The following is a 23,957-nucleotide window of genomic DNA, read 5'->3' on the forward strand; positions in this document are numbered from 1 at the left end:
GCGTGAGATGCGAGAAGTGCGGCGTCGACGGGAATGAGCCTGGCGGCGTCCATGTCACCACGTTGGCCGAGCTGCTCAGCGCACCTGAGGCGGAGCTCTGGCGGCTCGCGAAGATGCGGCGCCGGAAACGACAAAGGCCGTCAGTGATTTCTCACTGACGGCCTTTCTTTTTGGTCGGGACGGCGGGATTCGAACTCGCGACCCCTTGCACCCCATGCAAGTGCGCTACCAGGCTGCGCTACGCCCCGAAGACCGAAAGTATATCAGAACTAAATCCTGTCTGCACGAATCCGGACACTTATCTTTGCGTGCCATGCAAAAAACATGGCGGCTTGGATGGCGGGCGGCGCAAGCGCGATCTTGGGGGACCTCGCACATGCCGTTCGCATGCCGTATTCGATTATCTGGATCTTGCGGCGGATGGCAGGACTGGCCTGTTTTTCGCACCGCGCGTCTGAACGACAACCGGGCCGGAATTCTACCTCAGAAAAAATCGTCGTGCGGCGCGAAGGCAGATTTTTTTCATGCGCATGACGACAGCGTGTTTGCGCGCGGCCGCGGCTGCCCTGCTTAGCGTCGCGCAGCGGGCAGGACACCGCCCTGCCCCGCTCATGATGCGCGATTCCGGGCGCGCAAAACAAAAGGCACCCGAAGGTGCCTTGGTGTGCCTGCGCGCGATGCCGCGATCAGGCGGCCTGCGTGTTGGCGGGCTTGGCCGCCGCGCCGAGCGCGTTGCCCAGCGATGCCGAGATGTCGTGCAGCTCGTTGCGCAGAGACTGGATCTCGGTGGCGCTCAGGCGCACCGCGGCGTCGGCATCGTGCGGCACGTCGCGGGCATCGCCGAGACGATTGCGCGCGCCGCTGATGGTGAAGCCTTGTTCGTACAGCAGCGAGCGGATGCGACGGATCAGCAGCACTTCGTGATGCTGGTAGTAGCGGCGATTGCCGCGGCGCTTGACCGGCTTGAGCTGCGTGAATTCCTGTTCCCAGTACCGCAGGACGTGGGGCTTGACTCCGCACAGGTCGCTCACCTCACCGATGGTGAAGTAGCGCTTGGCGGGAATGGGCGGTAGCGTGACAGTGGATTCGGGTCGAGTCATAGGTGGATTTTATGTCGCATCGCTTCGTGGGCCGATAACAAATGCCGACAAAGCGTATCACTCCGCGGAGCTGTCGAGGGGGTCGGTCGCGGGGCTGCGCTCGACCACGCTTTTGAGTTTCTGGCTGGCATGGAACGTCACCACGCGGCGTGCCGCGATGGGGATGGTCTCGCCCGTCTTGGGGTTGCGGCCAGGGCGCGGCGGCTTGTCGCGCACCTGGAAGTTGCCGAAGCCCGAGAGTTTGACGGCATCGCCGCGGGCCAGGGCTTCGCGGATCTCTTCGAAGAAGGTATCGACGATGTCCTTGGCTTCGCGTTTGTTCAGGCCGACCCGCTCGAAGAGCAGTTCGGCCAGTTCAGCCTTGGTGAGCGTGCGCTGCTCGGCAAGCATAGCGTTTCCCATGATCACACCCGTTGACGGGCGCCGTGTGCACTGATCAGTGCATCTTTCAGGCGGGCCAGGCATTCGGCCACGCGCGCTTCGTCCAATGTTACCGCAGTGTCCTGCAGCCAGAAACGGAACGCCAGGCTTTTCTCGGTGACGGGTTCGCCGTCACGCGGCTTGTCGCGCCACACGTCGAACAGACGCACGTCCTGCACCACGCCGAGCTGCGGGTCGGCGGCCACTGTGGCGGCGACCGTGTCGAGCATCGACTGGGCGGTGACGGCCTCGTCGACCCACAGGGCCAGATCGCGCACCACGACGGGCTGCTTCGACAGCTCCGCCACTTCGGGCAGGCGGCCGGCCGACAGCGCGTCGACGTCGAGTTCGAACACCACGGGCGCGTGGGCCAGGTCGGCCTGGCGCGCCCATTGCGGGTGCAGTTCGCCCAGCCAGCCCACGGTCTTGCCGTCGAGCTCGACGCGTGCGCTGCGTCCCGGGTGCAGGGCCGGATGACGATCGGCCACGAAGCGCAGCGCGTCGCCGCGCGCGCCGAACAGCGCGACCACATCCTGCTTCACGTCGAAGAAATCGACCTGGCGCGTGGCTTCGCCCCACTGCTCTTCGCTGGCCGGGCCCCAGGCCACGCCGGAGAGCTTGAGCGGCTGGCGCACGCCCGCCACTTCGAGCGGGCCATCGGCCAGTTGCGCATCGCGCACGAACACGCGGCCGAGCTCGAACAGGCGCACGCGCGACTGCTTGCGATTGGCGTTGTGACGCACGATGGCGACCAGGCCGGCGATCAGGCTCGAACGCATGACCGACAGATGGCTGGCGATCGGGTTGAGCAGGCGCACCGGGTTGGTGTTGTCGGCGTAGTCGCGTTCCCAGTCGGCTTCGACGAAGCTGTAGTTCACGACCTCCTGGTAATCGCGCGCGGCGGTGGCGCGACGCAGCGCGTGCGGGCCGTGCTGCACCTCGGGGATCGCGTGCATCTTGGCGCGCGCCACGGGCGGCACGCTGGGAATGCGCTCGAAACCATAGATGCGTGCGACTTCCTCGATCAGGTCTTCTTCGATCTCGATGTCGAAGCGGTACGACGGCGGCGTGACGATGAAGTCGTCGCCTTCCTGCGTGAACGGCAGGCCGAGGCGGGCGAAGATGCCGGCCACGTCGGCGGCCGACACGGGCACGCCGAGCACGCGATGGCAGCGCGCCAGGCGCAGGCGCACCGGCTTGCGCTCGGGCAGTCGCGCGACCTGGTCATCGACCGGGCCGACCTGGCCGCCGCAGATGTCGACGATCAGGCGCGTGATGCGCTCGATGTGTTCGACCACGTTGTCGAAGTCGACGCCGCGTTCGAAACGGTGGCTGGCCTCGGAGCTGAACTTGTAGCGGCGGGCCCGGCCGGCAATGGCCTCGGGCCACCAGAACGCGGCTTCGAGATAGATGTTTTGCGTGTCGAGCGTGACCGCGGTGGCTTCGCCACCCATGATGCCGGCCAGGCTCTCGACCTGCTCGCCCGCGGTGACCACGCCGACCTTGGGGTCGAGGGTCACGATCTGGCCGTTGAGCAGTTCGAGCGATTCACCGGCGCGTGCCCAGCGCACGTTGATGTCGCCCTGGATCTTGTCCAGGTCGAACACGTGCGACGGACGACCGAGCTCGAGCATCACGTAATTGGAGATGTCGACCAGGGCCGACACCGAGCGCTGGCCCGAACGCTCGAGGCGCTCGCGCATCCAGGCCGGCGTGGCCGCGCGCGCGTTCACGCCGCGGATCACGCGGCCGGCGAAGCGGCCGCACAGGTCGGGGGCTTCGATCGAGACCGGCAGGCGGGCGTCGAGCGTGACGGGCACGGCGTCGAACGAGGGCAACGCGAGCGGCGCGCCGGTCAGCGCGGCGACTTCGCGGGCCACGCCCAGGATCGACAGGCAGTCGGCGCGGTTGGGCGTGAGCTTGAGCACGAACAGCGTGTCGTCGAGCGCAAGGGCGTCGCGGATGTCGGTGCCGAGCTTGAGATCGCCGGCGAGTTCGAGCAGGCCGCCGTGGTCTTGCGACAGGCCGAGCTCGCGCGCCGAGCACAGCATGCCCGACGATTGCACGCCGCGCATCTTGGCCACGCCGATCTTCATGCCGCCGGGCAGCTCGGCGCCGACGCGCGCCAGCGGCACGGTCAGGCCGGCGGCCGCGTTCGGCGCGCCGCAGACGATCTGCAGCAGCTCGCCCGAGCCGTCGTCGACCTTGCAGACGCGCAGCTTGTCGGCGTCGGGGTGCGGCGCGATCTCGGTGATGTGCGCCACCACCACGCCCGAAAACGGCGGAGCGGCCGGCAGGGTTTCTTCGACTTCCAGCCCGGCCATCGTGAGCTGGTGCGCGAGTTCATCGGTTGCGATCGCCGGGTTGACGAGCGAGCGCAGCCAGGATTCGGGAAATTGCATGATCAGCCGTCTTTATTCGTTGAACTGGCGCAGGAAGCGCAAATCGCCTTCGTAGAACTGGCGCAGGTCGTTCACGCCGTAGCGCAGCATCGTCAGGCGCTCGAGGCCGGAGCCGAACGCGAAGCCGATGTAGCGCTCGGGGTCGAGCCCGAAGTTGCGCACCACCTGCGGGTGCACCTGGCCCGAGCCGGAGATCTCCAGCCAGCGGCCGCGGTTCGGACCCGAGGTGAACATCATGTCGATTTCCGCCGAGGGTTCGGTGAACGGGAAGAACGACGGACGGAAACGCACGACTAGGTCATCGCTCTCGAAGAAGCAGCGCAGGAAGTCGGTGTAGACGCCCTTGAGGTCGGCAAAGGAGATGTCTTCGGCGATCCACAGGCCTTCGACCTGGTGGAACATCGGCGAATGGGTGGCGTCGCTGTCGACGCGGTAGGTGCGGCCCGGCGCGATCACCTTGATCGGCGGCTTGTGCATGCGGGCGTAGCGCACCTGCATCGGGCTGGTGTGCGTGCGCAGCAGCAGCGGCAGGCCGTCGGCGTCGTTCATGTCGACGTAGAAGGTGTCCTGCATGGACCGCGCCGGATGGTCCAGCGGATTGTTCAGCGCGGTGAAATTGGTCCAGTCGTTTTCGACTTCGGGACCGTCGGCCACGTCGAAGCCGATCGAACGGAAGATGGCTTCGACACGTTCCCAGGTGCGGATCACCGGATGGATGCCGCCAGCCACGCGGCCGCGGCCGGGCAAGGTGACATCGATGGTTTCCGAGGCCAGGCGGGCGTCGAGCTCGGCCTGCGCCAGCTGGGCGCGGCGGGCATTGAGCAGCTCTTCGATCTGCTGCTTGGCCTTGTTGATCTTGGCGCCGGCTTCGCGCTTGGCTTCCGGATCGAGTTTGCCCAGCCCCTTGAGCAGCACGGTCAGCGAACCGTCCTTGCCCAGGAATTTCGCCTTGGCGTTTTCCAGCGCGGCCGCATCATCGGCGGCGGCGAATCGTTCTTGCGCCTGGGAAACCAGGTCGTCAGCCAGTAGAGTCATGAAATGTGAGCCTTGAAAACGCAAACGGGGCCATTACAGCCCCGTTTGCAGCGATCCGCGATGTATGTGGACGCGATCAGGCAGCCAAGGCCGCCTTGGCTTGTTGCACGATGGCGGCAAAGCCAGCCTTGTCGCGCACGGCCAGATCGGCCAGCACCTTGCGGTCGAGTTCGATCGCAGCCTTCTTCAGGCCGGCGATGAACACGCTGTAGGACAGACCCTGTTCACGCACGGCGGCGTTGATACGGGTGATCCACAGGGCGCGGAACGTACGCTTCTTGTTGCGGCGGTCACGGTATGCGTATTGACCGGCGCGCATCACCGCTTGCTTGGCGATGCGGAAAACGTTGCCACGGCGGCCGCGGTAACCCTTGGCTGCGTTCAGGACTTTCTTGTGACGGGCACGGGCGGTAACGCCACGTTTGACGCGAGGCATATCAGATCTCCCTTATCAAGCGAACGGCATCATCGCTTTCACGGAAGCGATGTTGGTTTCGTGGACCGCAGCCGAACCGCGCAGCTGGCGCTTGTTCTTGGTGGTCTTCTTGGTCAGGATGTGACGCTTGAACGCCTGACCACGCTTGATGGATCCGCTGCCGCGGACCTTAAAGCGCTTGGCAGCGCTTTTCTTGGTCTTCATCTTGGGCATGATGATTCCTAAAAGGCTTGTTGATTGAATTTGTGGTGCCAGGTGCCTGATCTGCCCAAGAAGGAAAATCAGGGCTTCGGTAATCAGGAGCTCGCGCTCCAGCCTGAAAACCCGCAACCACTTCTGCTCTTTCCCGACAAGGAATGCCGGAAAGCCTTTGATTATATGGTGAATTTGGGAATCTTGTCGAGTCGGGCGACGGAAACGTTGCAGACAGCCCGCCCGAGACGCCGAGCAAAGCCCGAAGAAACAGGGCCGGATGACCGCTGACGGAGGTCCGGCGTCGCCCTAGAGTTCTGCCGCCTCCGACCTCAGCGGCCCCTGCCCTCGCCGCCCGCGCCGGGCAGGACGGCGGGCTCGTACTCGGCCGGCAGGCCGATGGGCTGGAGCGTGTAGCCCGCCTGGGTGAGCGCGCGCATGAGCCCGTACTCGCCGCCCAGCTTGCTGGCGTCGAACACCACCAGCGCGTTGCCTTCATCCAGATAGGGCTTGAGCCTGGGCAGCATGGCGTCCACGGCGTCGAACACCAGCAGGCGATCGAGCCGTTTCTGTTCGGACTCGGTGAGGCCCTCGGCCAGAAAGCCCCGGGCCATGCCGGCGAAGTCGCCCTGGTTCAGCGCCTCCACGGCGCGTTCGAGGCCCTGTGCGGCGGCCGGCGTGAGGGCGTATTGATACAGCAGCTTCGCCAGCAACGAGACCGGCGCCGACCAGTAACGCGCATACACCTGGTCGGTGCTGTCGAGCGCCACGATGGGGATCCTGGCCGCCACGGCCGCCTGCCGCAGCACGAACTCGCGCGACCGGACACCCTTGGGCACGCAGTGCGAGGACGCCAGCGCCAGCGCGAAATAGGGATCGCGCCCGCCCACGGCGAGACGCAGCCAGTACTCGGCGTCGCTCGCGTCCAGCGCGGGATCCTCGGGCTGGCCCGCCTCCTCGGCCGCCTGCTTGATGAAACAGCGCGCGTTGGTGCGCATCTGCGCCATCTGGGTGTCTCTGAGCGCCTTGGCCCAGGGCGCACGGCCCAGCCCGCCGCTGCGACCGGTCTCGGCCAGCGCCGCCGGATCGACATAAGACGGGCCCGGTTCGAACGGATGCGGCTCCGAAGCGCTGTCCAGCGTGAGGACCAGCCGCGTCTTGTTCTGCACGATCCAGGGCGCCGGGATCAGCAGCCCGGTCGCCGGCCGCTGCAGGCCGGCAAGCAGGATGCTGCGCGCGCCGTTGGGCGCGGTGACCTGCAGGGCCGGCACGCTCAGGGGCTCGGCCTGCGCCGTCGCAAGCACCGGCAGGCCCAGCGCCATGCCCAGACATACCCGCCAGAATCGCGTCACCCGCATGCTTCTCCCGTCCATCCAAGTCCAGGCGGGCAAAGTAACACGGGCCGGGGCGCTCAGCCGCCGGAAGGCGCGCCGGGCGCCAGCGCCCGCACGAAGCCCGCCACGGCGCTTGCCGTGGCCTGCGGTGCGGCCTGGAGCAAGCAGTGCGGCCCGTCCACGTCGACGACCGCCGCGCCCGGAATCGCCGCACGCACCTCGTCGGCTGCCGTGGCGCGCACCAGCCGGTCGCGGGTGGCGCGCAGATAGAGCGTGGGCACGGCGACGCGCCGCGCCGCCGCCGCCACGTCGACACGCGCCACCTCGCCCAGCCTGGCGCGCAGGACGGCCGCGGGCACCTCCGCCAGCGCGGCCTTCAAGGCCGCACGCAGCGCCGGCGTCTGCGCATCGCCCAACAGCGCGCGGGCCGCCACGAACGCGGGCGGCGCGGGCAGCGGCAGGCGGCCCGCCAGGCGCATCAGGGGCGCGGCCAGCGCGCGCGGATTGCGCAGAAAGGTGCAGCACAACACCAGGCCCGCGACGCGCGTGGGATGGCGCGCCGCCAGCGTCACCGCGATCGGCCCGGAAAACGATTCGCCCAGCAGCACCAGCGGGCCGGCCGCAGGCAGCGCCCGGTCGACAAACTCAGTGAGGCATTCGTAGCTTTGCGGCCCGGTCACGGGATAGCGCAGCACGACACTGCGCAGCGCCGGGCCCAGCGCGTGCACGAAGGGCGCGAACAAGCTGCCGGTGCCGTCCATGCCCGGCAGCAATACCAATGTCGCCATGCCGCTCCCTCCGATTCCATCCCGTCGCCCCCGTGGCGCAACGCGGCCCCATGCTACCCGCAAAGCGAGGTGCCCGCCGCCGCTACCGCGCCCCGCCCGGCCCCTGCCGGTATTGCAGCGCCTCGGCCAGGTGCGGCACGCGGACCGGGCCGGCGCCTTCCAGGTCTGCGAGCGTGCGGGCCACGCGCAGCAGCCGATGGGCACCGCGGGCGCTCATGCCGGCCTGCTCGAGCGCGCGCGCCAGCCAGACCTGCGCGTCGCCATCCAGCGCGCAGGCCTGCGTCAGCGCCGCGCCCTGCAAGGCGGCGTTGGCGCAGCCCTGGCGCAGGCGCTGCCGGCGGCGGCAGCGGCGCACGCGGGCGCGCACCTGGGCCGACGTCTCGCCGGGCGGGTCTTTCAGGCGCGCGGGCGCCACGGCGGGCACGTGCAGGTGCAGGTCGATGCGGTCGAGCAAGGGCCCGGACACGCGGCCGGCGTAGCGCGCCACCTGGTCGGGCGTGCAGCGGCAGGCGCGCTGCGGATGGCCGCGCCAGCCGCACGGGCAGGGATTCATCGCCGCCACCAACTGGAAGCGGGCCGGAAAGACGGCGCGATGCAGCGCGCGCGTGATCGCCACCTCGCCGGTTTCGAGCGGCTCGCGCAAGGCCTCGAGCGCGGCGCGCGCAAACTCGGGCAGCTCGTCGAGGAACAGCACGCCGTGATGCGCCAGCGTGACCTCGCCGGGCCGCGGCCGGCCGCCGCCGCCCACCAGCGCGGCCGGACTGGCGCAATGATGCGGCGCGCGCCAGGGCACGCTGCCGAAGGGTCGCGCCACCCCGGCGAGGTCGGCGATGGCCGCGCATTCGAGCGCGGCGGCGCGGCGCAGCGGCGGCAGCAGCCCCGGCAGGCGCTGCGCCAGCATGCTCTTGCCCGAGCCGGGCGGCCCCATCATCAGGAGACTGTGGCCGCCGGCCGCGGCGATTTCCAGTACCCGCCGCCCTTGCGCCTGGCCGCGCACGTCCGACAGGCAGGGCCACGCGGGCGCCGCGGGCTGCGCGGCGGCGCACGCGTCGGGCAGCGTCGCATGACCGGCGAGCCAGGCGGCCACCTCGCCCAGGCTGCGCGCGCCGTGCACGCGCAGGCCGGGCACCCATGCCGCCTGCGCGGCGCTGCCGGCGGGCAGCACCAGCGTGGCGCCCGGATCGGTGCGCGCCACGCCGAGGGCCAGCGCCAGGCTCTGCGCCACCGGCACCAGCGCGCCCGTCAGCGAGAGCTCGCCGGCCAGCACCAGCCCGGCCAACGCGGCGCCGTCGGCGTACGCGCCGCCCAACGAGAGCTGTTGCGAGGCCTGCAACACGCCGAGCGCGATCGGCAGGTCGAAGCGCGCCGATGCCTTGCGCAGATCACCCGGGGAGAGATTGACCGTGACCCGGCCATGAGGAAATTCGAAACCGCTGTTGACGATGGCGGCGCGCACGCGTTCGCGGCTCTCGCGCACCTCGGTGTCGGGCAGGCCGACCACCGTGAAGACCGGCAGGCCGCCGGCCACATGCACCTCGACGCGCACCACCGGGGTGTCGAGGCCGGCCAGCGCGCGGCTGGCAAAGACGGCCAGGGTCATGGGAGCTCCGGGCGGACAGGGGCGCCCAGTATGCGCCGCCGCCCTGCCCGCTGCACCGGACCGTGGCCGGAACATCACTGCGCGCCCGCTGAGGCGGCCGCGCCCAGCCCGCGGGCTCAGGCCTCGCTGGTGGGCTGCGAGCCGCGCGTGCCGCGATGCTCGAGATCGTCGAGCCGGGCCTCGAGCGCCTGGACCTGCGTGGCCAGCTGATCGACACGGGTGCGGGCTCGCGCGAGCAGGTCGGTCTGCACGTCGAATTCTTCGCGCGTGATCAGATCGAGCTTGGCAAAACCCTGCGTCATCATGGAGCGCATGTTGCGCTCCAGATCCGCCGCCGGGCTGCGGGCGATCAGGTCAGAGATGTTTTTCTGGAATTCTTCCATCCATTGCTGTGTGCGGTTCATGATTGCGCTCGCCTTCGTATCGGTTGACAACCCTGCCAGTGTAGAGCGTTGCGCCGGCACGTGCAGGGCGCGCCCGCACGTGCCCCATGAAAAGCGCGAAAAAAAAAGCGGGCCGTGAACGGCGCCGCTTTTCAAAGCACAGGAGAAAAACAGAATCGCCGGGAGGCGACTCCAGGAAGCAGCCGTCAAAGGCGCACCCCCAAAATCGATTGTCTGCCGATTGCCGCGACATCCAATCGATCGTTGCCGACGCAACGCATCAGCAACGACTCGATTCTTCATGAGCCCTCCGAACTCAACAAGCGGATACGTGTAAACCCGCGTTTCAGCCGCCATGCAACATTCATGACGAATTGAGGCAGAGCGTGGCGCGTCAGGCGGCGCGCACCCACGCAGGCCGCCCCTTCAAATCAAGGGCCTACGCCTCAAATTGGCGCCACCGGGCGGGCGACGGGCGCGACGCGCGCCGCGTGCCCGGGACAGCCCTCCGTACGCAAATTGCTACAAACTCGCGACGGACCACACATCCCGTTGCACCCGCAACGGGTCGCCTCCCCATGCACCAAAATGGCGCATGAACGCCCCGGGTTTTGCCCCAACATGAAGCCACATGCGCAGCATGGGTGCGCCCTCCCCGGCCGGCGCCCCGCTCCCCGCCGCACTGGCGGGGCCCGAAAAAGATGGCATGGATATTGCTTGATTGGGGAAGCCAACGTGCAACCATGAGAGGAAAAGCCATGAAACTTGTCATCGCCATCATCAAGCCATTCAAGCTCGACGAAGTGCGGGTGGCTCTGTCCGGGATCGGCGTCCAGGGGCTGACGGTCACCGAAGTGAAAGGCTTCGGGCGCCAGAAGGGCCACACCGAGCTGTATCGCGGCGCCGAGTACGCCGTCGACTTCCTGCCCAAGCTGCGTGTCGAAGCCGCCGTGCCCGACCACCTGGTCGACCAGGTCATCGAAGCCATCGAACAAGCAGCCCGCACCGGCAAGATCGGTGACGGCAAGATCTTTACCGCCCCGCTGGAGCAGGTCATCCGTATCCGGACCGGCGAATCGGGCGAGGCAGCCCTGTAATAACGATAAAGAAGCAAGACTCTTTGGAGCCATGAAAAATGGATAAAGCGGATATCTCCTGGTTGCTGGTCTCGACCCTGCTCGTGCTCATGATGGCCGTGCCGGGGCTGGCCCTCTTCTACGGCGGCCTGGTGCGCAGCAAGAACGTGCTGTCGGTGCTGATGCAGGTGCTGTGCACCTTCGCGTTGGCCATCGTGCTGTGGTTCATCTACGGCTACTCGCTGGCCTTCACCGAAGGCAACGCCTTCTTCGGCGGTTTCAGCCGCACCTTCTTCTCGGGGATATTCAACCCGGCTGACGGCCAGTTCGCCCTGTCCGGCACGCTGCCCGAGCTGCTGTTCGCCTCGTTCCAGGCCACTTTCGCCGGCATCACCTGCGCGCTGATCGTGGGCAGCTTCGCCGAACGCGTGCGGTTCTCGGCGGTGCTGGTGTTCACGCTGATCTGGTTCACCTTCGCCTACATTCCCATCGCGCACATGGTGTGGTTCGCCTCCGAAACCGCGCCGGGCCTGCTCAACGCCCGCGGCGCGCTGGACTTCGCCGGCGGTACCGTGGTGCACATCAACGCCGGTGTCGCCGGTCTGGTGGGCGCCTATGTGGTGGGCAAGCGCGTGGGCTACGGCCGCGAAGCCATGCAGCCGCACAACCTGCCCATGACCTACATCGGCGCGATGCTGCTGTGGGTGGGCTGGTTCGGTTTCAACGCCGGTTCGTCGCTGGCCGCCAATGAAGGCGCCACCCTGGCCTTCTTCAACACCATGGTTGCCACCGCTGGCGCCGTGCTGGCCTGGATCTTCACGGAATGGGCCGTCAAGGGCCGCCCGTCGATGCTGGGCGCTGCCTCCGGTGCCATCGCCGGCCTGGTCGGCATCACCCCGGCCGCCGGCCTGGTGGGTCCGATGGGCGCGCTGCTGATCGGTATCGCCGCCGGTGTCATCTGCGTGTGGGGTGTGACGGGCCTGAAGCGCCTGCTCAAGGCCGACGACGCACTGGACGTGTTCGGTGTGCACGGCGTGGGCGGCATCGTGGGTGCGCTGCTGACCGGTGTGTTCAACGCCAAGGCCCTGGGCGGCCCGGGCCTGGACAGCGCCGGCCTGATCCTCGGCCAGGTGTGGGTGCAGCTCGAAGGCGTGCTGCTCACCATCGTGTGGTCCGGTGTCGTGGCGTGGATTGCCTACAAGATCGCCGACATGCTCTGCGGCCTGCGTGTGCCGGAAGACCAGGAACGCGAAGGCCTGGACGTCACCAGCCACGGCGAATCCGCCTACCACAGCTGATCCCTTTTCTCTCTGCCGCCCGGCCGAAGTCTCCCGGTCCGGCGGCAGGTGGAAAGCACACGGCGCCCCTCGGGGCGCCGTGTTTTTTGGTGCGTGGGGCAAGCATGCGCGAGGCACCTTGCCGCATGCCCGCATACTGCCGTCACGCGCTGTCGCGCGTGACGATGCGAAAGCCGATCTCGACCACGTGATTCTGCGGCCCGTCGCCATTGGCGCGGGCCGCGATCATGTCGGCGGCCTGCGCACCGATGGCGGCGCCGTCCACGTGCACCGACGTGATGGACGGGTGCATCGACGCGGCGAACTCCATGTCGCCGAAACCCACCACGGCGAGATCGCCCGGCACCGACAGCCCCTGCGCCATGGCTTCGGTGAGCACGCCGGCGGCCATCAGGTCGGAGCTGCAGAACACCGCGTCGATCGCCACGCCGCGGCTCTGCAGCTCGCGCAGGCCCTCGCGGCCCTGCGCATGCGTGGTGGCGGGCGGCACGTAGTGCACCTCCGGCTCGGGCAGGCCGAGCGCGGCCGCGCTCTCTACGAAACTCTGCGCGCGCAACCGGGCCCGCTCGTCGTCGCCCGACAGCACCGCGTGACGCGTCTTGCCGGCTCCATGCAGATAACGGCTCACCGCCGCGCCGATGTCGGCGTGCGAGAGGCTGAGCAGCATGTCGATCGGGGTAGGCGTGGTGTCCCAGGTTTCGACGATGGGGATGCCCGAGGCCTGCAGCAGCGTGCGGCCCTGGGGCGAGTGCATGACGCCGGTGAGGACGATGCCGTCGGGCCGGCGGCCGATGATCGCGCGCAGCAGCGCGTCCTCGCGCGGCGTGTGATAACCGCTTTGCCCCACCATCAGCTGGTAGCCCTTGGCTTCCAGCGAACGCGTGAGCGCGGTCAGCATGCCGCCGAACAGCGAGCCCGCGATCGAGGGCACCAGCACCATCACCAGGTTGCTGCGCGACGAACGCAGCCCGCCCGCCATCAGGTTCGGCACATAGCCCAGCGCTTCGATCGCCGCCGCGACCTTCTCCAGCGTCGCGGGCGAGACCGCCTGCGGCGTGTTGATGACGCGCGACACCGTGATCATCGACACGCCGGCCGCCTGCGCCACTTCGCGCACGGTGACGCCCTTTTCGGCCTTGCGGACGGGTGCTGAGGAGCGGTGGGTGGAGGACGACATCTTCGAGGGGACACTTCAAGGGAAACCGGCCCACAGCCTAACCGCTGGGGCGCCCGAACGGGCCGGACGAAGCATACGGGTTTATACGGGGTGGCGAACGCATCTCACCCGAATCTATCCTATAAATATCCTGTTGTTAACGTTACCAAGCAAAATGGTAACGTTAACTTCCATGAACAGGGATAACCACACAAATCCACGAGGAGACAAAACATGCGCATCCACGCACGCCGCTGGATAGCCGGCCTGGGCCTGATCCTGGCCACCGGTGCCGCCCAGGCCTGGCCCGACAAACCCGTGACCATGATCGTGCCCTTCCCGCCCGGCGGCGCCACCGATTCCGTGGCGCGCTCGATCGCCAACAAGCTGGGCGAGCAGCTCAAGACCTCTTTCGTGGTCGAGAACAAGGCCGGCGCCACCGGCACCATCGGCGCCTCGCAGGTGGCGCGCGCCGCGCCCGACGGCTACACCCTGCTGGTGACCTCGCTGGCGCCGCTGGTGGTGGCGCCGCACCTGATGAAGGGCATCACCTACGACCCGGCCAAGGACTTCACCTACCTCACGGTCGCGGTGCAGACGCCGAACGTGCTGGTGGTCAATCCCAAGCTCGCGCCGCAGATCAACAACGTGCAGGATGTGCTGGCGCTGCTCAAGAGCAAGCCCGGCGAGATCAGCTTCGCCACGTCGGGCGCGGGCTCGTCGGATCACCTGACGGCCGAGTTGCTCTGGCAGAAGACCGGCACCAAGGGCCTGCACATACCCTACAAGGGCGGCGCGCCCGCCATCTCCGACCTGCTCGGCAACCAGGTCGACATGTCGTTCCAGAACGTGAACGCCGTGCTGCCGCACATCAAGGCCGGCAAGCTCAAGGCCATCGCCGTGACCGGCAACCAGCGTTCGCCGGTGCTGCCCGACGTGCCGACCTTCGCCGAATCGAAGGTGCCGGGCGTCGAGGTGTATGCCTGGCAGGCGGTGGTGGCGCCCAAGGGCCTGCCCGCCGACGTGCGCGACCAGCTGTCCAAGGCGCTGACCGCTGCATTGAAGGACCCCGCCGTCACCAAGCCGTTCACCGACGTCGGCCTCGAAGTGGTGGCGAACTCGCCGGAGGCGTTCACCAAGTTCCAGCAGCAGGAGAGCGCGCGCTGGAAGCAGGTGATCGAGACCGGCGGCATCACCGCGCAATAACCCGATCCGCCCGGCCTCGCGGCCGGGCACCAACCGCAGAAGCAGCCCACATGTCTCACACCGCGCACCCCACCCGTCACACGCCCACCATCACGCACATGCGCGTGATCCCGGTGGCAGGCCAGGATTCGATGCTGCTCAATCTGAGCGGCGCGCACGCCCCCTACTTCACCCGCAACCTGATCGTGCTGACCGACAGCGCCGGCAACACCGGCGTGGGCGAGGTGCCGGGCGGCGAGAAGATCCGCAACACGCTCGAAGACGCGCGCGCGTTCATCGTGGGCAGCTCGGTCGGCAATTACAACGCCACGCTCAACCGCATGCGGCAGGCCTTCGCCAGCCGCGACAGCGGCGGCCGCGGCCTGCAGACCTTCGACCTGCGCGTGGCGATCCATGCGGTCACCGCGGCCGAGTCCGCGCTGCTCGATCTGCTCGGCCAGCACCTGGGCGTGCCCGTGGCCGCGCTGCTGGGCGAAGGCGTGCAGCGCACCTCGGTGCAGATGCTGGGCTATCTGTTCTATGTGGGCGACCGCCAGCAGACGCCGCTGCCTTATGCCAGCGCACCCGATGAGACGGACGACTGGCTGCGTCTGCGCCACGAAAAGGCGCTCACGCCGGAGGCCATCGTCAAGCTGGCCGAGGCTTCATATGCGCGCTACGGCTTCGAAGACTTCAAGCTCAAGGGCGGCGTGCTTCGCGGCGACGAAGAGGTCGAGGCGATCCGCGCGCTGCACGAACGCTTCCCCAAGGCCCGCATCACGCTGGATCCGAACGGCGGCTGGCTGCTCGACGAGGCCGTGCGCCTGTGCCGCGACCTGCATGGCGTGCTCGCGTACGCGGAGGATCCGTGCGGCTCCGAAGGCGTGTTCTCGGGTCGCGAGGTGATGGCCGAGTTCCGCCGTGCCACCGGTCTGCCCACTGCTACCAACATGGTCGCCACCGATTGGCGCGAAATGGCGCACACGCTGTCGCTGCAATCGGTCGACATCCCGCTGGCCGATCCGCATTTCTGGACGATGCAGGGTTCGGTGCGCGTGGCGCAGACCTGCCAGGCCTTCGGCCTGACCTGGGGCTCGCATTCGAACAACCACTTCGACGTGTCGCTCGCCATGTTCACCCACGTCGGCGCCGCCGCCCCCGGCCGCGTCACTGCCATCGACACGCACTGGATCTGGCAGGACGGCCAGTACCTCACGCGCAACCCGTTGCAGATCCGCGGCGGCTACATCGAATTGCCGCAGACCGGCGGGCTGGGCATCGAGCTCGACATGGACGCCGTCGAACGCGCCCACCAGCTCTACCTGCAACACGGCCTCGGCGCCCGCGACGACGCCATCGCGATGCAGTACCTGATCCCCAACTGGACCTTCGACCGCAAGCGCCCCTGCCTGGTCCGCTGACCCCGCTCCGCACCGCGCCGCGCCTCGCATCGCGTTGCGTCGCGTCGCGTGGCCGACCCAAAAAGGAGTCAGACTGCAATTTCCGGTCCGCAGCGTCCATCCAAAAAGGTGTCAGACTGCATTTATCGCGGCGGCCGCTGCACCTCGAAAAGGTGTCAGACTGCATTTTCTTTAGCGGGCGCGGCGGGCAGATAAGGTGTCAGACTGCATTTTTCGGGCGGCGGCCGCCGCGAAAAATGCAGTCTGACTCCTTTTCGAAAATGCAGTCTGACTCCGTTTCTGGGGGAGCGAGCCTGTAGCCGTGACCGCCCACGCGAGCTCGGCGACGTCCCGCAGGCGTGTGCGACCAAACGGCGGGATGAGGCGACCATCCGAACGCATACTTACGGTGTGGGCCGCAACGGCGCACATTGGAGGCACTCAGTTGGAGAGCCTTCATGTCCCAAGTCCCGCATTCCTCGGCCGCACACCGCCACGCCATCGTGATCGGCGGTTCGCTCAGCGGCCTGTTCATCGGCAATCTGCTGCGACGCGCAGGCTGGCGCGTCGAGATCTTCGAGCGTTCGACCCACACACTGGACAGTCGCGGCGGCGGCATCGTGTTGCAGCCCGACGTGGAGGAGGTGTTCCGCCGCTGCGGCATCGACCTCACGGAAAGCCAGCTCGGCGTGCGCTCCCAGTATCGCAACGTGTTCAACCCGGACGGCAGCACGCACTCCCATCACTACGCGCCGCAGGTGCAGACCTCGTGGTCGCTGCTGTATTCGACGCTGCGGCGGGCCTTCGGCGACGTGGGCTACCACCAGGGTGCGACGCTGGCGCGCGTCTCTCAGGATGACGCGGGCGGTACCGTCACGGCGCACTTCGCCGACGGCAGCCTGCGATCGGCGCATCTGCTGATCGGTGCCGACGGCGGCAACTCGACGGTGCGCGCGCAGTTCTGGCCCAACGCCCGCCCCGTCTACGCTGGCTACCTCGCGTGGCGCGGGCTGGTGCCCGAGGCGGAATTACCGGCCAGCGCGCGGCAGCATCTGCAGGGCGACCTCAGCTTCGCGAACAACTATGGCTCGCACATCCTGGGCTATCTCGTGCCCGGTCCGGGCAACGACCTGCGCCCGGGCCATCGCCTGTTCAACTGGGTGTGGTACCGCACGGCCGACCCCGCTCAGCTTGCGGCCATCATGACCGATCGGGAGGGTCGACGCCGCGGGCATTCGATTCCCGAAGGATGGCTCGACGCGCGCTGGCTTGCGCATCTGCGCACGGAGGCGCAGGCGTTGCTGCCCCCGGCGTTTCGCGACCTGGTCGAGGTGACGCGCGATCCCTTCGCCCAGGAGATTCGCGACCTCGCCTGCGACCACTATGTCGCCGGACGCGCCGTGATCCTCGGCGACGCCGCCGCGATTCCCCGTCCGCACACCGCCGCGAGCACGCTCAAGGCCGCCGCGAACGCGCTGGCGCTGGCCGACGCGCTGACGCAGTTCCCGCAAGACCTGCAACTTGCGCTGGCCGCCTGGGAACCCGCGCAGATCGCGCTGGGCAAGGCGCTGCAGCGCCGCGGCATCGACACGGGTAATTACCTGATGTTCCAGCACGGCGCGGCGGGCCGGCTGGCATGAGCGGCACCGCCGCGGGCATGCGCCGTTGGAAGTGTCGATAAAGGAGTCAGACTGCATTTATCACCCGGCGCGATGACCGGAAAAATGCAGTCTGACTCCTTTATCTGGAATGTCCCGGCCCGGAAAAATGCAGTCTGACACCTTTGTTCGGGTTTCTTCGGAACGGGAAAATGCAGTCTGACACCTTTGTTTGGTGTGGGCCCGTTCAAAGACTTGCAGTCTGACTCCTTTTCTCCCGTCAAAGAATTGCAGTCTGACTCCTTTCCAGCGGACGCCTTTTCTCAGCGGGGGGGCAGGCTGGCGTCGATGAGGCGTTCTGCGACGGGGACGAGGTATTTGGGGGGGCCGTCGGCGCCGAACATCTGGCCGGTGAGGAAGGCGCCTTCGAGCAGCAGCATGAGGCCGTTGCCCAGTTCGACGGGGTCGGTGGCGCCCATGTGCCAGGCCATGTCGACCAGGCGCTCGCGCAGCAGGTGCTTGTGCTGCACCGAGACCTTGCGGGCCGGGTGGTCGGGCTCGGGGTATTCGACGCAGGCGTTGCTCAGGCCGCAGCCGCGGTAGTCGGGCAGCTCGGTGGCGCGCTGGGCCAGGCGGCGGAAGTAGGTGAGGAGCTGTTCGCGCGGATCGTCGGGGTGGTCGGGCACGCCGGCTTCGAAGCGGGCCCAGAACTCCTGCTCGTAATCGCGCAGATACGACGCCGCCAATTCGTCTTTGGACGAAAACGCCCGATACAGGCTGGGCTTCGTCACGCCGGCCTCGGTCACGATGGCGTCCACGCCGACCGCGCGGATGCCGTCGCGATAGAACATTCTGCGCGCGGTCTCGCGGATGCGGTCGGCGGCCTTGGGCGCGCCGGCGGCGGCCGGATTCGATTGCCTGGAAGCCATTCGGACTCCTCCACAGAAAGGACTTGACGACGTTACTGACCGGTACGTACGATTCGAACTCCTGCTTACGTACCGGTCAGTAACATGAGTATATCCCATCCTCCCGCGCCGTTCCGCCGCTATGGACAGAAGTACGCGTTCGTCGTGGTCGCGGTGATCTTCTTCGCCCTGCTGATATCCGCGGGCTTGCGCTCGACCCCGAGTGTGCTGCTGGTACCGCTGCAGGAACACTTCGGCTGGAGCCGCGCCACGATCTCGTTCGCCGCGGCGGTCGGCATCTTCCTGTATGGACTGACCGGCCCCTTCGCGGCCGCGGCCATGGAGCACTTCGGCCTGCGCCGGGTGTTGATCGGCGCCTTGATCATCATGTCCGCCTCGAGCGCCGCCAGCGCCTTCATGACCGAGTCCTGGCAACTGCTGCTGACCTGGGGCGTGTTCTCCGGGATCGCGTCGGGCGCGGTCGCGGTCGTGCTGGGCGCGACGGTGGTCAACCGCTGGTTTGCCACCCGGCGCGGCCTGATGATGGGACTGCTCACCGCCAGCACCGCCACCGGCAATCTGTTGTTCCTGCCGGTGCTCGCCGCGCTGGCCGCGTCGGGCGACTGGACCCGCGTGGTGTGGACGGTGGCCGCCGGGGCCGCCGTAATGGTGCCGTTCGCGATCTGGCTGGTGCCCAACCGCCCGGCCGACGTGGGTCTGCGGCCGTTCGGCAGCGCGCCCGATGCCCCGCCGCCCTCCACGGCACCGCGCACCGGCCTGCGCGCCGCCACCTTCGGCGCCCTGCGCCGCGCCGCCCGCACGCGCACGTTCTGGTATCTGTTCGCCACCTTCTTCGTTTGCGGGTTCACCACCAACGGCCTGGTCGGCACCCACCTGATCGCGATGTGCGGCGACCACGGCATCGCCGAAGTGCAAGCCGCCGGGCTGCTCGCCCTGATGGGCATCTTCGACCTGGTGGGCACCACCGCCTCGGGCTGGCTGACCGACCGCTACGATCCGCGCCGATTGCTGTTCGTCTACTACGCGCTGCGCGGCCTGTCGCTGATGTACCTGCCCTACTCCGACTTCTCGTTCTACAGCCTGTCGATCTTCGCGATCTTCTTCGGCCTGGACTGGATCGCCACCGTGCCGCCCACGCTGCGCCTGACCACCGAAGCCTTCGGCGAGCGCGACGCGCCGGTGGTGTTTGGCTGGATCGTGGCGGGCCACCAGCTCGGCGCGGCCAGCGCGGCCTGGATGGGCGGATTCGTGCGCGAAGCCACGGGCAGCTACCAGTGGGCCTTCGTGCTGGCGGGTTCCACCGGCCTCATCGCGGCGGTGATCGCGTTGATGATCGCACGCCGCCCCGCGACGCCGGCGCTGCAGCCGGCATGACGAAACGCCGGGCCGGCGTGAACCGGCCCGGCGTCCGGGGCAACGCGCGCACCCGGCGCGACGCCGGGTGCGTCATGAGGCGGCGCAGGAGCAATGGCCGCGGCGACGCCAGCGCCGCCGCCAGCATGGCAACTCCCCCTACTCGGAGATGTGCGTGCCCTTGACCGACTGCGGATCGATGCCGCCCAGCCGCAGCCGGGCGTCGACCGTGTCGGCCGAGTTGTCGCCCCGTTCCGCCGCGGGCAAGGACAACTGATCGGCCAGCGCCTGCTTGGCCTGGGCCGGGTCGGTGACGTTGCCATTGACCAGCGCCACGCCGTCGCTGCCGTCGTTGCGCTTGAATGCGATCTGGGTCTTCATAGAGGTCTCCTTGCGGCGGCTCATCCGCCCGCCCTCCTTCAGCACGTGCTGTGCCGGGCGCCGCCAACGCGCCGCCAACGCGCCCCCGTCGCTCCGCTGCGCGCGCAACGAGTCGGCCGGCACCCGCGCCGTTTCAACCTCGGCGCCGGCATCGACGGCGCGCAGCCGGGCCGATGACGCGCGCAGCATGAAAAAAGCCCCGGCCAGTGCGGCCGGGGCTGCGCGTGCAACGCAGCGGGTTCAGGCCTCGACTTCGCCCAGGTACGCGGCGCGCACCTTCGGATCGTCGAGCATCTGGCGGGCCGGACCCGACAGGATGATCTCGCCCGACTCCATCACATAGCCGCGATGGCTGTTCTCCAGCGCCAGGCGTGCATTCTGCTCGATGAGCAGGATGGTCACGCCCTCGCTGGCGATGGTGCGCACCACCTCGAACACCTTCTCCACCATCAGGGGCGCCAGGCCCATCGAAGGCTCGTCGAGCAGCAGCAGCCTGGGGCGCGCGATCATCGCGCGGCCCATGGCCACCATCTGCTGTTCGCCGCCCGACAGCGTGCCGGCGGCCTGCTTGCGGCGCTCGGCCAGGCGCGGGAACAGCGTGAACACGCGGTCGGTGTCCTGCCGGATCTGCGCGGGGTCGCGGCGCGTGTAGGCGCCCATCGCGAGGTTTTCCTCGATGGTCAGCTGGCCGAAGATGCCGCGGCCTTCGGGCACCATGACCAGGCCCTGGCGCACGAGTTCGAACGAGCGCTTGCCGGCAATCGATTTGCCCTCGTACTCGATCGCGCCGCCGGCCGCCGGCACGAGGCCGGTGATGGCACGCAGCGTGGTGCTCTTGCCGGCGCCGTTGGCGCCGATCAGGCACACCAGTTCGCCGCTGTTGACCTCGAGGTCGATGCCGCGCACGGCGCGGATGCCGCCATAGGCGACCTCGAGCTTGCGCAGCGCCAGCAGCGGTTGTTGGGTTGTGGTGGCCGGGCTCATGCCTGTCCCTCCGAATGATGCAGCAGCGGGTCGGTCGCGGCCCCGGCGCCGAGATAGGCTTCGATGACCTTGGGATCGCGCTGGACCTGCGCCGGCTTGCCCATCGACAGCACCTTGCCGTACTCGAGCACCAGCACACGGTTGCACAGACCCATCACCAGCTTCATGTCGTGCTCGATCAGCAGCACGGTGATGCCGTCGGCGCGGATCTTTTCGATCAGCTGCCGCAGCACCACGGTTTCCGAGGCGTTCATGCCGGCCGCCGGCTCGTCGAGCGCAAGCAGCCTGGGATCGGTGGCCAGGGCCCGCGCGATCTCCAGGCGACGCTGGTCGCCGTACGACAGCGAGCGCGCGACGTCGTTGGCGCGATGGCCGATGCCCACGTACTCGAGCAGCTCGTGCGCCCGCCGTTCGATGGCCGCCTCTTCGGCGCGCTGGCCGCGCGTGCGCAGCACGGCGCCGAACACGCCGGCGCGGGTGCGCACGTGGCGACCGATCATCACGTTCTCGATCGCGCTCAGGTTGGCGAACAGGCGGATGTTCTGGAAGGTCCGTGCCAGGCCCGCGCCCGCCACCTCGTGCGGCTTGGCGCCCACGAGCGAGATGCCGTTGAAGGTGCACTGGCCGTCTTCGGGGATGTACAGACCGGTCAGCACGTTGAACAGCGTGGTCTTGCCCGCGCCGTTGGGGCCGATCAGGCCGTAGATCTCGCCTTCCTCGATGTCGAAGCTGACGTCGGTAAGCGCACGCAGGCCGCCGAAGCGCTTGCCGAGGCCCTCTGCTTTCAGGATCACGCTCATGCCGCACCCTCACCCTGGCGGTTGCCCGCCAGTTCACGCTTGCGCACCGCCGAGGGCCACAGGCCGGCCGGACGGAACAGCATCACGCACACCATCGCCAGGCCGAACAGCAGCATGCGGATGCCTTCGGGATCGAGCACCACGGCACCGAACAGCAGGTGCTGCACCGGCTCGACCACCGCGCGCAGGAATTCCGGCAAGGCCGCCAGGATGATGGCGCCCAGGATCACGCCCGGAATGTTGCCCATGCCGCCCAGCACCACCATGCACAGGATCGAGATCGACTCGGTGAGCGAGAAGCTCTCGGGGCTGACGAAGCCCTGCATCGCGGCGAACATCGCGCCGGCCACGCCGCCGAACGACGCGCCCATGGCGAAGGCCAGCAGCTTGACGTTGCGGGTGTTGATGCCCATCGCCTTGGCCGCGATCTCGTCTTCGCGGATCGCTTCCCAGGCGCGGCCGATGCGGGAATTCTGCAGCCGCGCGCACACCAGGATGATGAGCAGCGTGAGCCCGACCAGCAGGTAGTAGTACTTCTCGGGCCCGGTGAAGCGGATACCCATCAGCGTCTCGGTGCGGTTGAAGGCGAAGTCGCCGACCTTGAACGGGTCGATGCGGTTGATGCCCTGCGGACCGTTGGTGATGTTGATCGGCGCGTTCAGGTTGTTGAGGAAGATCCGGATGATCTCGCCAAAGCCCAGGGTCACGATGGCGAGGTAGTCGCCCCGCAGCTTGAGCGTCGGCGCGCCCAGCATCACGCCGAACAGGCAGGCCAGCGCCAGGCTGATCGGCAGGATCGCCCAGAACGGCAGGTGCAGGCCGAAGTGCGGCGAAGCCAGCAGCGCCCACACATAGGCGCCCACCGCGTAGAAGGCGATGTAGCCCAGGTCGAGCAGGCCCGCGAAGCCCACCACGATGTTCAGGCCCAGGGCCAGCATCACGTAGAGCAGCGCGAAGTTGAGGATGCGCACCCAGCTCTGGCCGGCCATGCCGATCACGAAGGGCAGCACCGCGAGCACCACGCCGATCAGCGCGATGGCCAGCAGCTGGCGGGTGTTGACGCCGGAGCGTCGGGTCTGGAACGTCGTCATGCCCGGTCTCCCACACGTTCGCCGAGCAGGCCCGACGGACGGAAGATCAGCACCAGCACCAGCACCACGAAGGCGAACACGTCCTGGTAGTGGCTGCCGAGGAAGCCGCCTGTCAGGTCGCCGATATAGCCGGAGCCGAGCGCCTCGATGATGCCCAGCAACAGGCCGCCGGCCATGGCGCCCACGAGGTTGCCGATGCCGCCCAGCACGGCGGCGGTGAAGGCCTTCAGGCCCAGCATGAAGCCCATCGTGTACTGCGACACGCCGTAGTAGGTGGTGACCATCATGCCGGCCACGGCGGCGAGCGCCGAGCCGATCAGGAACGCCGCCGAAATCACGGTGTTGATGTTCACGCCCATCAGGCCGGCCACCTCGCGGTTCTGCGCGGTGGCGCGCATCGCGGTGCCCAGGCGGGTCTTGTGCACCACCAGCAGCAGCGCGCCCATGATGGCCGCCGCGATCACCACGATGGCGATCTGCAGCGTGCTCATGCGCGCGCCGAAGATGTTGAGCACCTCCGGCTGCAGCACCTGCGGGAAGTTGAGATAGTTGCGCCCCCACACCATCATCGCCACGTTCTGCAGGATGATGGACACGCCGATCGCGGTGATCAGCGCGGCCAGGCGCGGCGCCCGGCGCAAGGGCCGGTAGGCCACGCGTTCGGCGGTCCAGCCCACGGCCATGCACAGCGGCACCGCCACGAGCATGCCCACGCCCAACACCATGAAGGCGGAGGCGCTGGGGTCACTGCCCACCATGGCGGCGGCGATCATGGTGGCCGTCATCGCGCCGATCATGACCACGTCGCCATGGGCGAAGTTGATCAGGCCGATGATGCCGTACACCATGGTGTAGCCCAACGCGACCAGCGCATACACGCTGCCCAGCGTCAGGCCATTAATCAGTTGTTGAGTGAAGATTTCCATACGGGCTTCTAAGAGGAGCCGGGTGACAGGCCGCCGTGCGGTCTGGACCGGTGCGCGCCCGCAGAGCGGGTCGGCGCCGTTGCGGCAGGC

The 23,957-nt window shown here is 68.0% G+C and carries 23 protein-coding genes and 1 tRNA gene; 6 read left to right on the plus strand and 18 right to left on the minus strand.

Features of this window, described 5'->3' with window-relative positions; all coding sequences use genetic code 11:
* Positions 1-171: 171 nt before the first annotated feature.
* The 11 genes from CEG14_RS17560 to CEG14_RS17610 form a co-directional block, all read right to left on the minus strand.
* Positions 172-248 (minus strand) — tRNA-Pro (locus tag CEG14_RS17560).
* Between the two features lie 438 nt (positions 249-686).
* Positions 687-1,100 carry a MerR family transcriptional regulator gene (locus tag CEG14_RS17565; RefSeq protein WP_094827714.1) on the minus strand — a complete coding sequence of 138 codons (414 nt, stop codon included), beginning with the start codon at positions 1,098-1,100 and terminating at the stop codon, positions 687-689.
* A 57-nt stretch (positions 1,101-1,157) separates the two neighbouring features.
* The gene (locus CEG14_RS17570; protein WP_094827715.1) at positions 1,158-1,502 is read right to left on the minus strand and encodes an integration host factor subunit alpha; all 345 of its coding nucleotides are present in this window, start codon (positions 1,500-1,502) and stop codon (positions 1,158-1,160) included.
* A gap of 2 nt (positions 1,503-1,504) precedes the next feature.
* Positions 1,505-3,922 (minus strand): phenylalanine--tRNA ligase subunit beta, encoded by a 2,418-nt coding sequence (gene pheT / locus CEG14_RS17575; protein ID WP_094827716.1) that lies wholly within the window; start codon positions 3,920-3,922, stop codon positions 1,505-1,507.
* Between the two features lie 12 nt (positions 3,923-3,934).
* Entirely contained in the window at positions 3,935-4,957 is a 1,023-nt protein-coding gene (gene pheS, locus CEG14_RS17580) for a phenylalanine--tRNA ligase subunit alpha (RefSeq protein WP_094827717.1), read from the minus strand.
* 76 nt (positions 4,958-5,033) lie between these two features.
* Positions 5,034-5,393 (minus strand): 50S ribosomal protein L20, encoded by a 360-nt coding sequence (gene rplT, locus CEG14_RS17585; RefSeq protein ID WP_094827718.1) that lies wholly within the window; start codon positions 5,391-5,393, stop codon positions 5,034-5,036.
* A gap of 15 nt (positions 5,394-5,408) precedes the next feature.
* Complete coding sequence (gene rpmI / locus CEG14_RS17590; RefSeq protein ID WP_094827719.1) at positions 5,409-5,606, minus strand: 50S ribosomal protein L35; 198 nt, start codon at positions 5,604-5,606, stop codon at positions 5,409-5,411.
* Positions 5,607-5,917: 311 nt separating this feature from the next.
* Positions 5,918-6,937: a TraB/GumN family protein gene (locus tag CEG14_RS17595; protein WP_179280630.1), complete on the minus strand. Its 1,020-nt coding sequence runs from the start codon at positions 6,935-6,937 to the stop codon at positions 5,918-5,920.
* A 59-nt stretch (positions 6,938-6,996) separates the two neighbouring features.
* The gene (locus CEG14_RS17600; RefSeq protein WP_094827721.1) at positions 6,997-7,707 is read right to left on the minus strand and encodes an alpha/beta fold hydrolase; all 711 of its coding nucleotides are present in this window, start codon (positions 7,705-7,707) and stop codon (positions 6,997-6,999) included.
* 82 nt (positions 7,708-7,789) lie between these two features.
* Entirely contained in the window at positions 7,790-9,307 is a 1,518-nt protein-coding gene (locus tag CEG14_RS17605; protein ID WP_094827722.1) for a YifB family Mg chelatase-like AAA ATPase, read from the minus strand.
* A 116-nt stretch (positions 9,308-9,423) separates the two neighbouring features.
* Positions 9,424-9,711, minus strand: a complete 288-nt coding sequence (locus CEG14_RS17610) for an accessory factor UbiK family protein (protein WP_094827723.1) — start codon at positions 9,709-9,711, stop codon at positions 9,424-9,426.
* 737 nt (positions 9,712-10,448) lie between these two features.
* Here CEG14_RS17610 and CEG14_RS17615 point away from each other — a divergent pair.
* On the plus strand, positions 10,449-10,787 hold the full coding sequence (locus CEG14_RS17615; RefSeq protein ID WP_029579579.1) for a P-II family nitrogen regulator: 339 nt from the start codon (positions 10,449-10,451) through the stop codon (positions 10,785-10,787).
* A gap of 38 nt (positions 10,788-10,825) precedes the next feature.
* On the plus strand, positions 10,826-12,064 hold the full coding sequence (gene amt, locus CEG14_RS17620; RefSeq protein WP_094827724.1) for an ammonium transporter: 1,239 nt from the start codon (positions 10,826-10,828) through the stop codon (positions 12,062-12,064).
* A gap of 142 nt (positions 12,065-12,206) precedes the next feature.
* Here the strand turns inward: amt and CEG14_RS17625 are convergent, their stop codons facing one another.
* A complete protein-coding gene (locus CEG14_RS17625) occupies positions 12,207-13,241 on the minus strand; it encodes a LacI family DNA-binding transcriptional regulator (protein ID WP_094827725.1) in 1,035 nt (344 codons plus the stop codon).
* A 213-nt stretch (positions 13,242-13,454) separates the two neighbouring features.
* Here CEG14_RS17625 and CEG14_RS17630 point away from each other — a divergent pair, with 213 nt between their 5' ends.
* The 3 genes from CEG14_RS17630 (at position 13,455) to CEG14_RS17640 (ending at position 17,445) form a co-directional block, all read left to right on the plus strand.
* Positions 13,455-14,426 carry a Bug family tripartite tricarboxylate transporter substrate binding protein gene (locus CEG14_RS17630; RefSeq protein WP_094827726.1) on the plus strand — a complete coding sequence of 324 codons (972 nt, stop codon included), beginning with the start codon at positions 13,455-13,457 and terminating at the stop codon, positions 14,424-14,426.
* A gap of 50 nt (positions 14,427-14,476) precedes the next feature.
* Entirely contained in the window at positions 14,477-15,826 is a 1,350-nt protein-coding gene (gene gudD, locus CEG14_RS17635) for a glucarate dehydratase (RefSeq protein ID WP_094827727.1), read from the plus strand.
* A gap of 437 nt (positions 15,827-16,263) precedes the next feature.
* Positions 16,264-17,445: an FAD binding domain-containing protein gene (locus CEG14_RS17640; protein WP_094827728.1), complete on the plus strand. Its 1,182-nt coding sequence runs from the start codon at positions 16,264-16,266 to the stop codon at positions 17,443-17,445.
* 281 nt (positions 17,446-17,726) lie between these two features.
* Here the strand turns inward: CEG14_RS17640 and CEG14_RS17645 are convergent, their stop codons facing one another.
* Positions 17,727-18,332 (minus strand): TetR/AcrR family transcriptional regulator, encoded by a 606-nt coding sequence (locus tag CEG14_RS17645; protein ID WP_094827729.1) that lies wholly within the window; start codon positions 18,330-18,332, stop codon positions 17,727-17,729.
* A gap of 84 nt (positions 18,333-18,416) precedes the next feature.
* Between CEG14_RS17645 and CEG14_RS17650 the strand changes: the two genes are divergently transcribed.
* Entirely contained in the window at positions 18,417-19,706 is a 1,290-nt protein-coding gene (locus CEG14_RS17650; RefSeq protein WP_094827730.1) for an MFS transporter, read from the plus strand.
* A 138-nt stretch (positions 19,707-19,844) separates the two neighbouring features.
* Here the strand turns inward: CEG14_RS17650 and CEG14_RS17655 are convergent, their stop codons facing one another.
* The 5 genes from CEG14_RS17655 to CEG14_RS17675 form a co-directional block, all read right to left on the minus strand.
* Positions 19,845-20,066, minus strand: a complete 222-nt coding sequence (locus tag CEG14_RS17655) for a hypothetical protein (RefSeq protein ID WP_094827731.1) — start codon at positions 20,064-20,066, stop codon at positions 19,845-19,847.
* A 240-nt stretch (positions 20,067-20,306) separates the two neighbouring features.
* Entirely contained in the window at positions 20,307-21,050 is a 744-nt protein-coding gene (locus CEG14_RS17660) for an ABC transporter ATP-binding protein (RefSeq protein ID WP_094827732.1), read from the minus strand.
* Complete coding sequence (locus CEG14_RS17665) at positions 21,047-21,850, minus strand: ABC transporter ATP-binding protein (RefSeq protein WP_094827733.1); 804 nt, start codon at positions 21,848-21,850, stop codon at positions 21,047-21,049. The genes CEG14_RS17660 and CEG14_RS17665 overlap by 4 nt, the downstream gene beginning before the upstream one ends.
* A complete protein-coding gene (locus CEG14_RS17670) occupies positions 21,847-22,941 on the minus strand; it encodes an ABC transporter permease subunit (protein WP_094827734.1) in 1,095 nt (364 codons plus the stop codon). The genes CEG14_RS17665 and CEG14_RS17670 overlap by 4 nt, the downstream gene beginning before the upstream one ends.
* Entirely contained in the window at positions 22,938-23,867 is a 930-nt protein-coding gene (locus CEG14_RS17675) for a branched-chain amino acid ABC transporter permease (RefSeq protein WP_094827735.1), read from the minus strand. Before CEG14_RS17675 ends, CEG14_RS17670 begins: the two co-directional genes overlap by 4 nt.
* Positions 23,868-23,957: the final 90 nt, after the last annotated feature.

This window comes from Bordetella genomosp. 1 (assembly GCF_002261335.1).
Taxonomy (GTDB): Bacteria; Pseudomonadota; Gammaproteobacteria; order Burkholderiales; family Burkholderiaceae_B; genus Bordetella.

Coding starts and splice junctions, on each gene's coding strand:
- rplT (WP_094827718.1), bottom strand. CDS start 5,393: ATGCCTCGCGTCAAACGTGGCGTTACCGCCCGTGCCCGTCACAAGAAA.
- CEG14_RS17675 (WP_094827735.1), bottom strand. CDS start 23,867: ATGGAAATCTTCACTCAACAACTGATTAATGGCCTGACGCTGGGCAGC.
- CEG14_RS17565 (WP_094827714.1), bottom strand. CDS start 1,100: ATGACTCGACCCGAATCCACTGTCACGCTACCGCCCATTCCCGCCAAG.
- CEG14_RS17615 (WP_029579579.1), top strand. CDS start 10,449: ATGAAACTTGTCATCGCCATCATCAAGCCATTCAAGCTCGACGAAGTG.
- CEG14_RS17650 (WP_094827730.1), top strand. CDS start 18,417: ATGAGTATATCCCATCCTCCCGCGCCGTTCCGCCGCTATGGACAGAAG.
- pheS (WP_094827717.1), bottom strand. CDS start 4,957: ATGACTCTACTGGCTGACGACCTGGTTTCCCAGGCGCAAGAACGATTC.
- gudD (WP_094827727.1), top strand. CDS start 14,477: ATGTCTCACACCGCGCACCCCACCCGTCACACGCCCACCATCACGCAC.
- CEG14_RS17660 (WP_094827732.1), bottom strand. CDS start 21,050: ATGAGCCCGGCCACCACAACCCAACAACCGCTGCTGGCGCTGCGCAAG.
- CEG14_RS17600 (WP_094827721.1), bottom strand. CDS start 7,707: ATGGCGACATTGGTATTGCTGCCGGGCATGGACGGCACCGGCAGCTTG.
- CEG14_RS17645 (WP_094827729.1), bottom strand. CDS start 18,332: ATGGCTTCCAGGCAATCGAATCCGGCCGCCGCCGGCGCGCCCAAGGCC.
- CEG14_RS17655 (WP_094827731.1), bottom strand. CDS start 20,066: ATGAAGACCCAGATCGCATTCAAGCGCAACGACGGCAGCGACGGCGTG.
- pheT (WP_094827716.1), bottom strand. CDS start 3,922: ATGCAATTTCCCGAATCCTGGCTGCGCTCGCTCGTCAACCCGGCGATC.
- amt (WP_094827724.1), top strand. CDS start 10,826: ATGGATAAAGCGGATATCTCCTGGTTGCTGGTCTCGACCCTGCTCGTG.
- CEG14_RS17605 (WP_094827722.1), bottom strand. CDS start 9,307: ATGACCCTGGCCGTCTTTGCCAGCCGCGCGCTGGCCGGCCTCGACACC.
- CEG14_RS17570 (WP_094827715.1), bottom strand. CDS start 1,502: ATGGGAAACGCTATGCTTGCCGAGCAGCGCACGCTCACCAAGGCTGAA.
- CEG14_RS17625 (WP_094827725.1), bottom strand. CDS start 13,241: ATGTCGTCCTCCACCCACCGCTCCTCAGCACCCGTCCGCAAGGCCGAA.
- CEG14_RS17610 (WP_094827723.1), bottom strand. CDS start 9,711: ATGAACCGCACACAGCAATGGATGGAAGAATTCCAGAAAAACATCTCT.
- rpmI (WP_094827719.1), bottom strand. CDS start 5,606: ATGCCCAAGATGAAGACCAAGAAAAGCGCTGCCAAGCGCTTTAAGGTC.
- CEG14_RS17670 (WP_094827734.1), bottom strand. CDS start 22,941: ATGACGACGTTCCAGACCCGACGCTCCGGCGTCAACACCCGCCAGCTG.
- CEG14_RS17640 (WP_094827728.1), top strand. CDS start 16,264: ATGTCCCAAGTCCCGCATTCCTCGGCCGCACACCGCCACGCCATCGTG.
- CEG14_RS17665 (WP_094827733.1), bottom strand. CDS start 21,850: ATGAGCGTGATCCTGAAAGCAGAGGGCCTCGGCAAGCGCTTCGGCGGC.
- CEG14_RS17630 (WP_094827726.1), top strand. CDS start 13,455: ATGCGCATCCACGCACGCCGCTGGATAGCCGGCCTGGGCCTGATCCTG.